The following is an 11,858-nucleotide window of genomic DNA, read 5'->3' on the forward strand; positions in this document are numbered from 1 at the left end:
CCGCGGACGGGCCGTCGCTGCCGGCCGCGCTCGCGGCCTGGACGGGCGCGTCCAAGCAGGAGCTGGGCCGGGAGTTCATCGAATCGCTCGCGCGGGGACTGACCGTCCTGACCGCTTTCGGCCGGACGCGGCCCGAGCCGACACTCAGCGCGGTCGCCGAGGCCACCGGTCTGGCGCGGGCCACCGCGCGAAGGGCCCTGATCACCCTGGAGCACCTGGGATACGTGACCTCGTACGGGCGCACGTTCCGCCTGACGCCGCGGGTGCTCGGGCTCGGCTTCCCGCTCCTGTCGCGGACCTCGCTGCCCGAGATCGCCCGGCCCCATCTGGCCACGCTGGCCAAGCAGGTGCACGATTCGGCCTCGCTCGCGGTGTCCGCGGGCGAGGACATCCAGTACGTGGCGCGCATCGCGACCAGCCGCATCATGAGCGTCAACATCACCCCGGGGACGCGTTTTCCCGCGTATGCGACCTCGATGGGGCGGGTGCTCCTGGCGGACCTCCCCCAAGACGAGCTCACCGCACGGCTGGAGCGGATCACGCCCGAGGCGCTCACCCCGCGTACCGTCACGGACCGGGCGCGCCTTGCCGAGGTGCTCGACCGGGTCGCGCACCGTGGTTACGCCGTGGTGGACGAGGAGTTGGAGGAAGGGCTCCGCTCCATCGCGGTACCGGTACGCGACGGAGCGGGCCGCACCGTGGCCGCGGTGAACGTGGCGATGCACAGCTCGCGGCGCACGGTCGCCCAGTGCCGCACCGACGTACTGCCGCTGCTGCGGGAGACGGCGGACCGGATCGAGGCGGAGCTGCACATCGCCGGACGGTTCGCGCGGATTCCGGTGGCCTGAGTTCAGGCATGGAGCCCGATCCGCCCGCCCCCGGCGGGGCGGCATGCGGAGTCAGCCGGACTGCGGCGCCCCGCCGGCGATCGCCTCGGTGATGGCATGGGCGGTACGCACGAAGTCCTCCGCCTGCCGCGCCGAAAGATCCCGCGCGGAGGACTCCTCCAGGGTCTGCCACAGGGCGGCGATGGGTTCGCGCAAGGCACGCCCCTTGTCCGTGAGATGAACGACCATCACCCGCCGGTCGTGCGCCGCCGGCTCACGGACAAGCAGTCCCGCGTCCTGCATCCGGCGCAGGGACTTGGAGACGGTGGAGTGGTCGAGGCCGACACACTCGAGCAGCTCGGACTGACTCTGGCCGTCCCGGTCCAGCAACTGCATCAACAGCAGTTCCTGTCCGGGATGCAGGTCCATCTCCCTCAGCAGGACGGCGGCTCGGGCGCGGTGGGCGCGGGCGAGCTGGAAGATCGCATAGCTCATCGGACCGCCGCGGGCCGTCGAGGGGATGTCGGGCAGGTCGGGCATCGAGGCGGGTCCTTCAGTTCGTCAGCCGGTGTACGTGGGGTAGTCGGTGTAGCCGGCCACCCCGCCGCCGTAGAAGGTAGCCGGGTCCGGCGTGTTCAGCGGCGCGCCGGCGCGGAGCCGTTGGACCAGGTCCGGGTTGGCGAGCGCGAGTGCACCGACGGAGACCAGATCCGCCGTGCCATTGTCGATGTCCTTGGCGCGGGTGGGTACATCGGCCCCGGCGCGGTTGAGGATCAGTGTGCCCGTCCACTGTGCGCGCACGGCGTCGAGGCGGGCCTCGTCCCCCAGGTGCAACACATGCAGGTAGGCCAGGTCCAGCGGGCGCAGTGCCTCCAGGAGCGCGGTGTACAGCTCGGCGGTGTCGGACTCGGCCATGTCGTTGTAGGTGTTGCCGGGAGAGATACGGAAACCGGTGCGCTCCGGGCCGATCTCGTCGGCCACCGCGGCGGCGACCTCGACGGCGAAGCGGATACGGTTCGCGAGCGAGCCGCCGTAGCCGTCGGTGCGCCTGTTGGTGTGGTCGGACAGGAACTGGTGCACCAGATAACCGTTGGCGCCGTGGATCTCCACACCGTCGGCGCCCGCCGCGACGGCGGCGGCGGCGGCGCGCCTGAAGTCCTCGACGGTCGCCGCGACTTCCTGCGTCGACAGCGCGCGGGGCTCGGGCATCTCCTGCGGGCCGGACGCGGTGAACATCTGGCCCGCCGGGCGGATCGCGGAGGGTGCGACCGGCTGGCGGCCGTGCGGGGTGTTGTCCGGGTGGGAGATCCGTCCGACGTGCATCAGCTGGATGACGACCCGGCCGCCGGCCTCGTGCACGGCGTCGGTGACCTGGCGCCACCCGGCGGTCTGCGCCTCGTTGTGGATGCCGGGCGTCAGGAGGTAGCCCTGTCCGTCGGCCGACGGCTGGGTGCCCTCGGTGATGATCAGCGCATGTGAGGCGCGCTGCGCGTAGTACTCGGCGTTCAGCTCCGTCGGCACGCCTTCCGGCGTCGATCGGTCACGGGTCATGGGGGCCATGACGAGACGGTGGGGCAGGGACATGCCACCGAGGGTGGTCGGCGTCCACAGGGAATTCAGCATGAGTGGTCCTTCGATACGGCGGTGACCGGCCGGCCACCACACAACTGGGAAAGGGGCGGGCGTGCTCAGCCGACGGTCAGGACGAGCTTGCCCCGTACGTGCCCGGCGTCGCTGGCCTGCTGCGCCTCGGCGGCCTCGGCCAGCGGGTAGGCACGGACGGTGGTGACGAGCTTGCCCGCGGCGGCGTCCTGAGCCAGGGCGGCCAGGCGCTCGGTCGAGCGTTCCTGCGGGCCCTGAGAGAAGGTGACACCCAGCTCGGGCGCACCGAAGTCGGCGATGGTGACAATGCGGTCGGTGCCGCCGCGCAGGGTGATGGAGTCCGCCAAGGCGCCCTTCCCCGCCAGGTCGAACACCGCGTCCACGCCGTCGGGCGCCAACGCCCGTACCCGCTCGACGAGCCCTTCGCCGTACGTGGTCGCGGTGGCGCCGAGCGAGGTGAGGTAGTCCTGGTTGGCCGGGCCCGCGGTGGCGATCACGCGCGCTCCGCGCGCCGCGGCGAGCTGGATCGCCACGGTGCCGACCGCCCCGGACGCACCGTGCAGCAAGACAGTCTCCCCTGCGGCGACATCCAGGAGGTTGAGCACCCGCTCAGCGGTCTCGGTGGCGACCGGCAGCGCTGCCGCGTCCTGCCAGGTCAGGTCGGCGGGCTTGGGCGCCACGGTTGTGGCCAGCGCGTACTCGGCGTACGCGCCGGTGTCCGACCAGCCGAGCACCTCGTCGCCGATCCGCACATCGCGCACGCCCTCGCCGAGGGCCTCTACCACTCCGGCGAGCTCGCCGCCGGGAACGGCGGGGAGGCTTGTCGGGAACACCGCCTCCAGCATTCCGGAGCGGATCTTGCCGTCCAGCGCGTTCACTCCGGCAGCCTTCACGCGCACCCGGACCTGCCCGGGGCCGGGCTGCGGGATTTCCGCGTCGGCTTCGCGCAGTACTTCCGGTCCGCCGAAACGGTCGAAAACGATTGCCTTCATGGTGACTCGTTCCTCTCCGCCGCCACAATGTGGCTGGCCACATATTCAACGTAGCAGTAACCATGTGGCTAGCCAAGTAATTCCCGGGAGCTGCGGCGGACCCGGCGCGTCAGGCCCGCACTGCCGGCCGTTCCGGGCTGCGCAGCTCCTCCGCCGCGTCGGAGACCCGGCGCAGCATGTCCAGGAACACCGCCTGTTCCGCGTCGGACAGAGGCGAGAGGAAGACGTGGTTCATCCGGGCGGTGCGGAGCGTGAGTTTGCGGTGCACGGTGGCACCCTCGTCCGTGAGGCGGAGCAGGTAGCGACGGCCGTCCTGTGCGTCGCGCACCTTCTCGATGAGTCCGCGGCCGCTGAGCCGGCTCACCACTTCGGCGACCGTGGAGCGGTCCAGTCCCACCCGCTCCCCCACTGTGCGCTGGTCGAGGCCAGGCTCGGCCATCAGCGCGTTCAGAACGCCGTACTGGGGGGAGGTGATCTCCTCGGAGACCATCGTGGTCCACAGCAGGTAGTGGGCCTGCTGGAGACGGCGGGCCAAGTGGCCCGGGTGGGTGGTCAGGTCCACGGCCGCCATCGGTCATCTCCCGCCGGTAGTTCGTTGGTGCACTGAACAATACCCATACGCAGGACGCACCGGGGCGGGAGTGAGCACTTCCACCAACCCCTTAATTCTCCTACTTCTTGACGGCGTATCGCTCCGGTGCCAGCATGTCCGCTCGGAAGATATTAGTCAGTGCACTGAGTGTTTTCGGTCGGGCCGACCAGCCAGCGGGTGGCCGGCAGGAGGGTTCACGTCATGGACAAGGTGGTCGCCACCGCCCGGGAGGCCGTGGCCGACGCGACCGACGGAGCCACATTCGCCGTCGGCGGGTTCGGGCTCAGCGGTGTGCCCAACGTGCTGATCCAGGCCCTGCACGAACTCGGTGTCACCGGGCTCGGCGTGGTCTCCAACAACTGCGGCGCGATGGACTCAGGGCTCGCCGTGCTGCTCGCGGCCGGCCGGATCAACCGGGTCACCGGGTCCTACATCGGCGGGAACAAGGAGTTCGCCCGCCAGTACCTCGGCGGCGAGCTGGAGCTCGAGCTGATCCCGCAGGGCACGCTGGCCGAACGACTGCGGGCGGGCGGCGCCGGCATCCCCGCGTTCTACACCCCGGCCGGAGTGGGCACCCAGGTCGCCGACGGCGGACTGCCCTGGCGCTACGACGGGGAGGGCGGTGTGGCACTCGCCTCCCCGCCCAAGGAGGTACGGGAGTTCGACGGCGTCGAATACGTCCTGGAGCGCGGCATCCGTACCGACTTCGCGCTGGTGCGCGCGGCCCGGGGCGACCGGCACGGGAACCTCGTCTTCAACAAGTCGAGCCGCAACTTCAACCCCCTTGCCGCGATGGCCGGCCGGATCACCATTGCCGAAGTCGAGGAGCTGGTCGAGCCCGGCGGGATCGATCCCGATCATGTGCATCTGCCCGGGATCTTCGTGCAGCGGGTGGTCGCCCTGACCCCGGAGCAGGCCGCCGACAAGAGCATCGAGCAGCGCACGGTCACCGTGCCCGTGCAGGCCGAGGAGATGCGATGAGCTGGTCACGGGAACAGATCGCGGCGCGTGCCGCGCACGAACTCGAGGACGGCAGCTATGTGAACCTCGGGATCGGGCTGCCGACCCTGATCCCCAACCACCTGCCGCCGGGCGTCGAAGTGACCCTGGAGTCCGAGAACGGGATCCTCGGGACCGGCCCGTATCCCCTCGAGGACGAGGTCGATCCGGATCTCATCAACGCCGGCAAGGAGACCGTTACCGTCCTGCCGGGCGCCTCGTTCTTCGACTCCGCGCTGTCCTTCGGCATGATCCGCGGCGGGCATATCGACGCCGCGGTGCTCGGGGCGATGCAGGTCTCGGCCCGCGGGGACCTCGCCAACTGGGCGGTGCCCGGCAAGCTGGTCACCGGGATCGGCGGCGCGATGGATCTGGTGCACGGGGCCCGCCGGGTGATCGTCGTGATGACGCACACCGCCAAGGACGGCACCCCGAAGATCGTGGACGAGTGCTCGCTGCCGCTGACCGGCCGCGGCTGCGTCGACCGGATCATCACCGATCTCGGGGTACTCGACGTAGTACCGGACGGGCTGCTCCTGGTGGAGACTGCGCCGGGGGTTTCCGTGGCCGAGGTGGCTGCCGCGACCGGAGCCCCGATCGCTATCGCTGACACTGTGGGGAGCAAGTCATGAGCACGCGCGATGTGTACATCGTGGACGCCGTCCGGACGCCGATCGGCCGCTACAACGGGGCGCTCGCGAGCGTACGGCCCGACGATCTGGCCGCGCACGCGGTACGGGAACTGATCGGCCGCTCCCCCGAGTTGGACCCGTCCCGTATCGACGACGTGTACTTCGGCAACGCCAACGGAGCCGGTGAGGAGAACCGCAACGTGGCCCGGATGGCCGGGCTGCTCGCGGGCCTGCCGACGTCGGTGCCCGGCGTGACGGTCAACCGGCTGTGCGCCTCGGGTCTGGAGGCCGTGATCCAGGCCGCGCGCGCCATCGCACTCGGCGACGCGTCGATCGCGCTCGCGGGCGGCGTCGAGTCGATGACCCGCGCTCCGTATGTCCTGCCGAAGAGCGACCGGGCCTTCCCCGCCGGGCACACCGAGATGTACTCCACCACGCTGGGCTGGCGGATGGTGAACCCGCGGATGGCTCCCGAGTGGACCATTCCGCTCGGCGAGTCCGCCGAACTGATCGCGGACAAGCACCGGATCACCCGCGAGCAGCAGGACGCCTTCGCGCTCGCCTCGCACGAGAAGGCCGCGGCGGCCTGGAAGAACGGTCTGTTCGACGCCGAGGTCGCGCCCGTGCCGGTGCCGCAGCGCAAGGGCGAGCCGGTCGCGTACGGACGTGACGAATGCGTACGGGAGAACGCGTCGATCGAGGCGATGGCCAAGCTGAAGCCGTCGTTCCGCAAGGACGGCGGGACGGTCACCGCGGGCAACGCCTCGCCGCTCAACGACGGTGCGGCGGCGCTGCTGCTCACCGACGAGGAAGGGCTGCGGGCCACCGGACGCGAGCCGCTCGCGCGGATCTCGGCGACCGGTGTGGCCGCGGTCGATCCCCAGTACTTCGGGCTCGCGCCGGTCCCGGCCGTGGAGCGCGCGCTGGCCAAGGCGGGCAAGTCCTTCGCCGACCTCGACACCCTGGAACTCAACGAAGCCTTCGCGGCGCAGGTGCTCGGATGCGTGGCCGAGTGGCCCGAGTTCGACCCGGCGATCCTCAACCCGCAGGGCGGCGCGATCGCGCTCGGCCATCCGCTTGGCGCCTCCGGTGCGCGTCTGGCCGGCACCGTGGCGCACCAACTGGCCCGTCGCGGCAGCGGAGTCGGCGTGGCGACGCTGTGCATCGGAGTCGGCCAGGGCCTGGCCCTGGTCCTCGAACGCTGAGGCCGCAGGGGCCAGGGACCCCTGGCCCCTGCCCTCCTCCTTCACCCCCGTCATCGGAGCATCCTCATGACCGAGCTTCCCGTGGCCCTGCCCGACGGGCTCTCCCAGGAACAGATAGACGCCGAGGTCGCCAAGGTGCAGGCCGGCGCGGACGGCGGGGTGCACCCGCCGCGGGACTTCCCGCCGTATCGCAGCAGTACGCTGCGTCACCCCCGGCAGCCGCTGATCCCCCTGCGTGACCCCGAGGCCGTCGAACTCTCCGGTCCCGCCTTCGGCGTCACCGATGTGACCGCACTCGACCGCGACCTCACCCGGCAGCACCTGGGCGAGCCGCTCGGCGAACGCATCACCGTCAACGGTCGCGTGACCGACCGTCAGGGGCGGCCGGTGCGCGGTCAGTTGGTGGAGCTCTGGCAGGCCAACGCATCCGGCCGCTACGCCCATCAGCTGGACCAGCACCCCGCCCCGCTCGACCCCAACTTCACCGGCTTCGGGCGCTGCCTCACCGATGACGACGGGTCCTACTCCTTCACGACCGTCAAGCCGGGCGCCTATCCGTGGCGCAATCACGTCAACGCCTGGCGGCCCTCGCACATCCACTTCTCCGTGTTCGGCACCGCGTTCACGCAGCGCCTGGTCACGCAGATGTACTTCCCCGGCGATCCGCTCTTCGCCTACGACCCGGTGCTGCAGTCGGTGACCGACCTGGCGGCGCGCGAACGGCTCGTCGCCGCGTACGACCACGGCCTCTCGGTGCCCGAGTGGTCCCTGGGCTACCGCTGGGACATCGTGCTCGACGGTCCGTCCGCCACCCTCTTCGAGGAGGACGAGTGATGTCCGAGACCCGACTGATCCCCCGCACCCGACCGATGCCCCGCATCCCCACCCCGTCGCAGACCGTCGGCCCCTTCTACGGGTATGCGCTGCCGTTCACGGGCGGCCCGGAGGTCGCGCCCGTCGGACATCCCGACCTGATCACCGTGCACGGTCACGTGTACGACGGCGCCGGTCAGCCTGTCCCGGACGCCCTGTTGGAGACCTGGCAGCCCGCCCCGGACGGTTCACGGACCGGGGCGCCCGGTTCGCTGCGGCACGATCCGGTGACGGGACAGGTGATCGGGCGCGATGGTGTCGGCTTCACCGGATTCGGGCGCATGGCCACGGACGCGGACGGGCACTATGCGGTGCGGACGCTGCCGCCGGGCGGTGTCCCGTACCTCTCTGTGCTGGTCTTCGCCCGGGGACTGCTCCACCACCTGTACACCCGCGCCTACCTTCGGCCGGAGCCCGACGACGCCTTGCTCGCCTCGCTGCCGGCCGATCGGCGCGGCACGCTGCTCGCGGCCGAGGAACGGCCGGGGACGTATCGCTTCGACATCCGGCTGCAGGGCGAGGGTGAGACGGTGTTTCTGGAGTTCCTGTGAGCGGTGACGTGACGAGTGACGAGGAGCGTTACGCGGACGGCGGGCTGCTCTCGCCGGGCTGGGCCGGGTCGCGGGTCGAGACCGCGGTGAGCGATCTCGCCTACGTACAGGCCCTGCTGGACGCGGAGGCCGCGCTGACGCGGGCGCAGGCCGCGCTCGGCGAGGCGCCCGCCGATGCGGCCTCGGCGGTGACCGAGGCGGCGCGGGCCGAGGCGTTCGATATGCGCTCGCTCGCACTGCGGGCGCGCGCGGCGGGCAATCCGGTGCCGGCCCTGGTGTCCGATCTGAAAGCCGCAGTGCCCGAGCGGCACCGGGAGTTCGTGCATCGCGGGACGACCAGCCAGGACATCGTGGACACGGCGACGATGCTGGTCGCGGCACGGGCGCTGGATCTCGTACACGCCGATCTGTCGCGCACCGAGGCGTCGCTGGGGACGTTGGCCGCCGCGCATCGTGACACGGTGATGGCGGGGCGGACGCTGACGCAGCACGCGGTGCCGACGACGTTCGGCCTGAAGGCGGCGGGGTGGCGGTCGCTGGTCCTGGACGCACGGGACCGGGTGCGGTCGGTACGGGCCTCGCTGCCTGCTCAACTCGGGGGCGCGGCAGGCACGTTGGCCGCGCTCGGCTCACCGGGGGTCGTGGCGGCTTTCGCCCGCGAGACCGGGCTCGCCGAACCCGCGCTGCCGTGGCACACCCTGCGCACCCCGGTCGCCGATCTCGCCGGTGCGCTGGCGTTCACGACGGGCGCGCTCGGCAAGCTCGCCGTCGATGTCCTCACCCTGTCCCGTACGGAGATCGCCGAGCTGGCCGAGGGGACCGGCGGTGGGTCGTCCGCGATGCCGCACAAAGCCAATCCGGTGCGGGCCACGCTGATCGCGGCAGGGGCCCGGCAGGCGCCCGCGCTCGCCTCGGTCCTGTACGGATCGCTGGTCGCCGAGGACGAGCGGCCTCCCGGCGCGTGGCATGCCGAGTGGCAGCCCCTGCGGGACCTGCTGCGGATCGTCGGGGGCGCCGCCGAGAACGCCGCCGCCCTTGTGCGCGAGCTGCGCGTGGACCCCGACGCCATGCGCCGCCACCTCGACCTCACCGACGGGCTGATCGTCTCCGAACGCCTCACGGCCGAGCTCGGCGCCATCGTGGGGCGGGCCCGCGCCAAGGAGGCACTCACCTCCCTGGCCACACGCGTCCGCACGGGCGAGGGAACCCTGGCGCAACTCCTCGCCGAACAACCTGAGTTCAAGCATCTCGACCTCGACGCCCTGACGGACCCGAGCCGCTACACCGGCGCGGCCGCTGTCCTCACCGACCGCGCACTGGAGCGACGTTGACCTCCCTGCACCACACGACGGAGGGGGCACCCACCGCTCCCCCGCTGCTCCTCGGCCCCTCCCTCGGCACCTCCACCGCACTGTGGGACGGTGTCGCGCCCGAACTCTCCGCCACCCACCGGGTGATCCGCTTCGACCTGCCGGGGCACGGCCGCTCCCCCGCCTCGCTCATCGAGCCCGGCGCGAGCATCGGCGACCTCGCCGAACTGGTCGTCGGCCTCGCGGACTCCCTTGGCATCGAGCGCTTCTCGTACGCGGGTGTCTCGATCGGCGGCGCGATCGGGCTCCAACTGGCGGCCCGACACCCGGCAAGGGTCGAGCGGCTGGCGGTCCTGTGCTCGTCGGCGCACTTCGGCGATCCGCAGCGCTGGCTCGACCGGGCGGCGCTCGTGCGGCGTGAGGGCCTGGATTCGGTGGCGAAGAGCGCGCCCGAGCGCTGGTTCACATCCGGCTACACCTCGGCACGGCTGCTCGACGATCACCGCAGCGCGGACCCGCGGGCGTACGCCGCGTGCTGCGACGCGCTCGCCTCGTACGACCTCCGCGACCGGCTGGCAGCGATCACGGCCCCGACGCTCCTGGTGGCGGGCCGCGAGGACCCGGCCACACCGCCCGCCCACCTGCGCGAACTCGCGGACGCCATCGGCGGCTCGACCCTGGTCGAGATCCCCGGAGCCTCACACCTGGCGGTCGCCGAGGCCCCGCTGCCCGTACTCGCGGCGCTGCGCGCCCACCTCGACGGACCCGCCGACAGCGGGATGGCCGTACGCCGCGAAGTCCTCGGCGACGCACATGTGGACCGCGCGCAACAGCGCCAGACCGCGTTCACCGCCCGCTTCCAGGACTTCATCACGCGCTATGCCTGGGGCGAGGTATGGACCGACGACACGCTCAGCCGCCGCGAGCACAGCATCGTCACCCTCACCGCACTGGTCGCGGGCGGCCACCTCGACGAGCTGGCCATGCACGTGCGCGCCGCCCGCCGCAACGGGCTCACCCCGGACGAGATCGGTGCGGTGCTGCTGCAGTGCGCCGTGTACGTCGGGGTTCCGGCGGCGAACGCGGCGTTCGCGGTCGCACAGCGGGTACTCGACGAGGGTTGAGCCGCACACGCCGTATGAAGGGTGACAGGGTGCCCGCATGGACCAGTCAGTACTGCCCGGTGGTCTCATCAGCAATGTCGTCCGGATCGGTGCGACGGTACGCCGGCCGCGGACGGCCCGGTCCGGCTTCGTCCATGAGCTGCTCGCCCTGCTCGAACGCCGGGGCTGGTCCGGCGCGCCCCGCTTCCTCGGCTGGGACGAGCAGGGGCGCGAGATCCTCAGCCACATCGACGGTCATGCGGCCTGGACCGCGGACCGACGGCGGGCCGCCTGTTCGGACGAGGGCCTGGTGCGGGTGGCCGGGCTCGTCCGCGAGTTCCACGATCTGACGAGCGGCTCCTCGCTGGCCGACGGCGATGAGGTGGTCTGCCACAACGATCTGTCTCCGAAGAACACCGTCTACACGCTCGACGGCGAGGACTGGCGACCTGTCGCGTTCATCGACTGGGACCTGGCCGCCCCCGGCGCACGCATCCACGATGTCGCGCACCTCTGCTGGCAGTACCTGGATCTCGGCCCGGACATCACGGATGTGCCGGCTGCCGCTCGGCGGATCGGGCTGGTCTGCGATGCGTACGGTCAGGTCGACCGGGAGCAGGTCGTGGACGCGGTCCTGTGGTGGCAGGACCGCTGCGGGCGGGGCATCGAGGCGGGGGCCTCGCGGGGCGATCCGGCCATGGTGCGGCTGCGCGACCGAGGTGTCGTCGAAGAGGTACGGGCCGCGTACGCGTGGGTGTCGGCCCACCGAAACGCACTGGGCCGAGGTCACTGACCGCGCCCTCAGGCGGGCCGGCTCAACCGGTGCAGCCGCAGCGCCAGTTGGAACTCCAGGGCGCGGGCCGGACTGTTCCAGTCCTCGCCGACGAGCCGGCCGATCCGCTCCAGACGCTGCACCACCGTGTTCACATGGACATGCAGCGCGTCCTTGGTGCGTGTGAGGCTGGCGCCCTGAGTGAAGTAGGCGTCGAGCGTGGCGACCAGCGCGGTGCCCCGCTGGTCGTCGTAGTCGAGCAGCGGGCCGAGAGTCCGCTCGACGTACCCCTTCAAGTCGGCCTGGTCTCCGAGGAGTACGCCGAGGAAGCCGAGGTCCGCGAGGGCCGCGCCCTGGCCCGTGTGGCCGAGCGCGCGCAGCGCGGACAGACAGCGGGCGG

The 11,858-nt window shown here is 71.6% G+C and carries 14 protein-coding genes; 9 read left to right on the forward strand and 5 right to left on the reverse strand.

Going from position 1 to position 11,858, the window contains the following annotated elements:
• Positions 1-848, forward strand: an 848-nt coding sequence (locus ABT367_RS37730; RefSeq protein ID WP_352258031.1) for an IclR family transcriptional regulator domain-containing protein, incomplete at its 5' end; no start/stop codon positions are given.
• 51 nt (positions 849-899) lie between these two features.
• On the opposite strand, the gene ABT367_RS37735 is transcribed toward ABT367_RS37730, so the two are convergent.
• The 4 genes from ABT367_RS37735 to ABT367_RS37750 all read right to left on the reverse strand — a co-directional run bounded on the left by ABT367_RS37735 (position 900) and on the right by ABT367_RS37750 (position 3,992).
• A complete protein-coding gene (locus ABT367_RS37735) occupies positions 900-1,367 on the reverse strand; it encodes a MarR family winged helix-turn-helix transcriptional regulator (protein ID WP_352258033.1) in 468 nt (155 codons plus the stop codon).
• Between the two features lie 21 nt (positions 1,368-1,388).
• Complete coding sequence (locus tag ABT367_RS37740; RefSeq protein ID WP_352258035.1) at positions 1,389-2,450, reverse strand: alkene reductase; 1,062 nt, start codon at positions 2,448-2,450, stop codon at positions 1,389-1,391.
• A 65-nt stretch (positions 2,451-2,515) separates the two neighbouring features.
• Positions 2,516-3,421 carry an NADP-dependent oxidoreductase gene (locus ABT367_RS37745; protein WP_352258037.1) on the reverse strand — a complete coding sequence of 302 codons (906 nt, stop codon included), beginning with the start codon at positions 3,419-3,421 and terminating at the stop codon, positions 2,516-2,518.
• Between the two features lie 109 nt (positions 3,422-3,530).
• Complete coding sequence (locus ABT367_RS37750; protein WP_352258039.1) at positions 3,531-3,992, reverse strand: MarR family winged helix-turn-helix transcriptional regulator; 462 nt, start codon at positions 3,990-3,992, stop codon at positions 3,531-3,533.
• A gap of 222 nt (positions 3,993-4,214) precedes the next feature.
• On the opposite strand from ABT367_RS37750, the gene ABT367_RS37755 reads away from it, so the two are divergent.
• From ABT367_RS37755 to ABT367_RS37790, 8 genes are all read left to right on the forward strand, one after another.
• Positions 4,215-4,994, forward strand: coding sequence for a CoA transferase subunit A (locus ABT367_RS37755; protein WP_352258041.1), 780 nt, complete (start codon positions 4,215-4,217; stop codon positions 4,992-4,994).
• Positions 4,991-5,644 (forward strand): CoA transferase subunit B, encoded by a 654-nt coding sequence (locus tag ABT367_RS37760; RefSeq protein WP_352258043.1) that lies wholly within the window; start codon positions 4,991-4,993, stop codon positions 5,642-5,644. The genes ABT367_RS37755 and ABT367_RS37760 overlap by 4 nt, the downstream gene beginning before the upstream one ends.
• A complete protein-coding gene (locus ABT367_RS37765; RefSeq protein ID WP_352258045.1) occupies positions 5,641-6,849 on the forward strand; it encodes a thiolase family protein in 1,209 nt (402 codons plus the stop codon). The genes ABT367_RS37760 and ABT367_RS37765 overlap by 4 nt, the downstream gene beginning before the upstream one ends.
• A 66-nt stretch (positions 6,850-6,915) precedes the next feature.
• Positions 6,916-7,683, forward strand: coding sequence for a protocatechuate 3,4-dioxygenase subunit beta (gene pcaH / locus ABT367_RS37770; RefSeq protein ID WP_352258047.1), 768 nt, complete (start codon positions 6,916-6,918; stop codon positions 7,681-7,683).
• Positions 7,683-8,273, forward strand: a complete 591-nt coding sequence (pcaG, locus tag ABT367_RS37775; protein ID WP_352258049.1) for a protocatechuate 3,4-dioxygenase subunit alpha — start codon at positions 7,683-7,685, stop codon at positions 8,271-8,273. Before pcaH ends, pcaG begins: the two co-directional genes overlap by 1 nt.
• A gap of 8 nt (positions 8,274-8,281) precedes the next feature.
• The gene (gene pcaB, locus ABT367_RS37780; protein WP_352258056.1) at positions 8,282-9,604 is read left to right on the forward strand and encodes a 3-carboxy-cis,cis-muconate cycloisomerase; all 1,323 of its coding nucleotides are present in this window, start codon (positions 8,282-8,284) and stop codon (positions 9,602-9,604) included.
• Positions 9,601-10,707: a bifunctional 3-oxoadipate enol-lactonase/4-carboxymuconolactone decarboxylase PcaDC gene (gene pcaDC, locus ABT367_RS37785; protein WP_352258051.1), complete on the forward strand. Its 1,107-nt coding sequence runs from the start codon at positions 9,601-9,603 to the stop codon at positions 10,705-10,707. Before pcaB ends, pcaDC begins: the two co-directional genes overlap by 4 nt.
• A 37-nt stretch (positions 10,708-10,744) precedes the next feature.
• Positions 10,745-11,479, forward strand: a complete 735-nt coding sequence (locus ABT367_RS37790) for a phosphotransferase (protein WP_352258052.1) — start codon at positions 10,745-10,747, stop codon at positions 11,477-11,479.
• Positions 11,480-11,487: 8 nt separating this feature from the next.
• Here ABT367_RS37790 and ABT367_RS37795 read toward each other — a convergent pair.
• Positions 11,488-11,858, reverse strand: a 371-nt coding sequence (locus tag ABT367_RS37795; protein WP_352258054.1) for a PucR family transcriptional regulator, incomplete at its 5' end; no start/stop codon positions are given.

Origin of the sequence: Streptomyces mesophilus (genome assembly GCF_040300965.1) — a bacterium.
In the GTDB taxonomy this organism is placed as follows: domain Bacteria; phylum Actinomycetota; class Actinomycetes; order Streptomycetales; family Streptomycetaceae; genus Streptomyces; species Streptomyces mesophilus_A.

What these genes read in the sequence shown, in the direction of transcription:
- ABT367_RS37765 (WP_352258045.1), top strand. Translation starts at nt 5,641, where the DNA reads ATGAGCACGCGCGATGTGTACATCGTGGACGCCGTCCGGACGCCGATC.
- ABT367_RS37755 (WP_352258041.1), top strand. Translation starts at nt 4,215, where the DNA reads ATGGACAAGGTGGTCGCCACCGCCCGGGAGGCCGTGGCCGACGCGACC.
- pcaG (WP_352258049.1), top strand. Translation starts at nt 7,683, where the DNA reads ATGTCCGAGACCCGACTGATCCCCCGCACCCGACCGATGCCCCGCATC.
- pcaH (WP_352258047.1), top strand. Translation starts at nt 6,916, where the DNA reads ATGACCGAGCTTCCCGTGGCCCTGCCCGACGGGCTCTCCCAGGAACAG.
- ABT367_RS37745 (WP_352258037.1), bottom strand. Translation starts at nt 3,421, where the DNA reads ATGAAGGCAATCGTTTTCGACCGTTTCGGCGGACCGGAAGTACTGCGC.
- ABT367_RS37735 (WP_352258033.1), bottom strand. Translation starts at nt 1,367, where the DNA reads ATGCCCGACCTGCCCGACATCCCCTCGACGGCCCGCGGCGGTCCGATG.
- ABT367_RS37760 (WP_352258043.1), top strand. Translation starts at nt 4,991, where the DNA reads ATGAGCTGGTCACGGGAACAGATCGCGGCGCGTGCCGCGCACGAACTC.
- ABT367_RS37740 (WP_352258035.1), bottom strand. Translation starts at nt 2,450, where the DNA reads ATGCTGAATTCCCTGTGGACGCCGACCACCCTCGGTGGCATGTCCCTG.
- ABT367_RS37790 (WP_352258052.1), top strand. Translation starts at nt 10,745, where the DNA reads ATGGACCAGTCAGTACTGCCCGGTGGTCTCATCAGCAATGTCGTCCGG.
- ABT367_RS37750 (WP_352258039.1), bottom strand. Translation starts at nt 3,992, where the DNA reads ATGGCGGCCGTGGACCTGACCACCCACCCGGGCCACTTGGCCCGCCGT.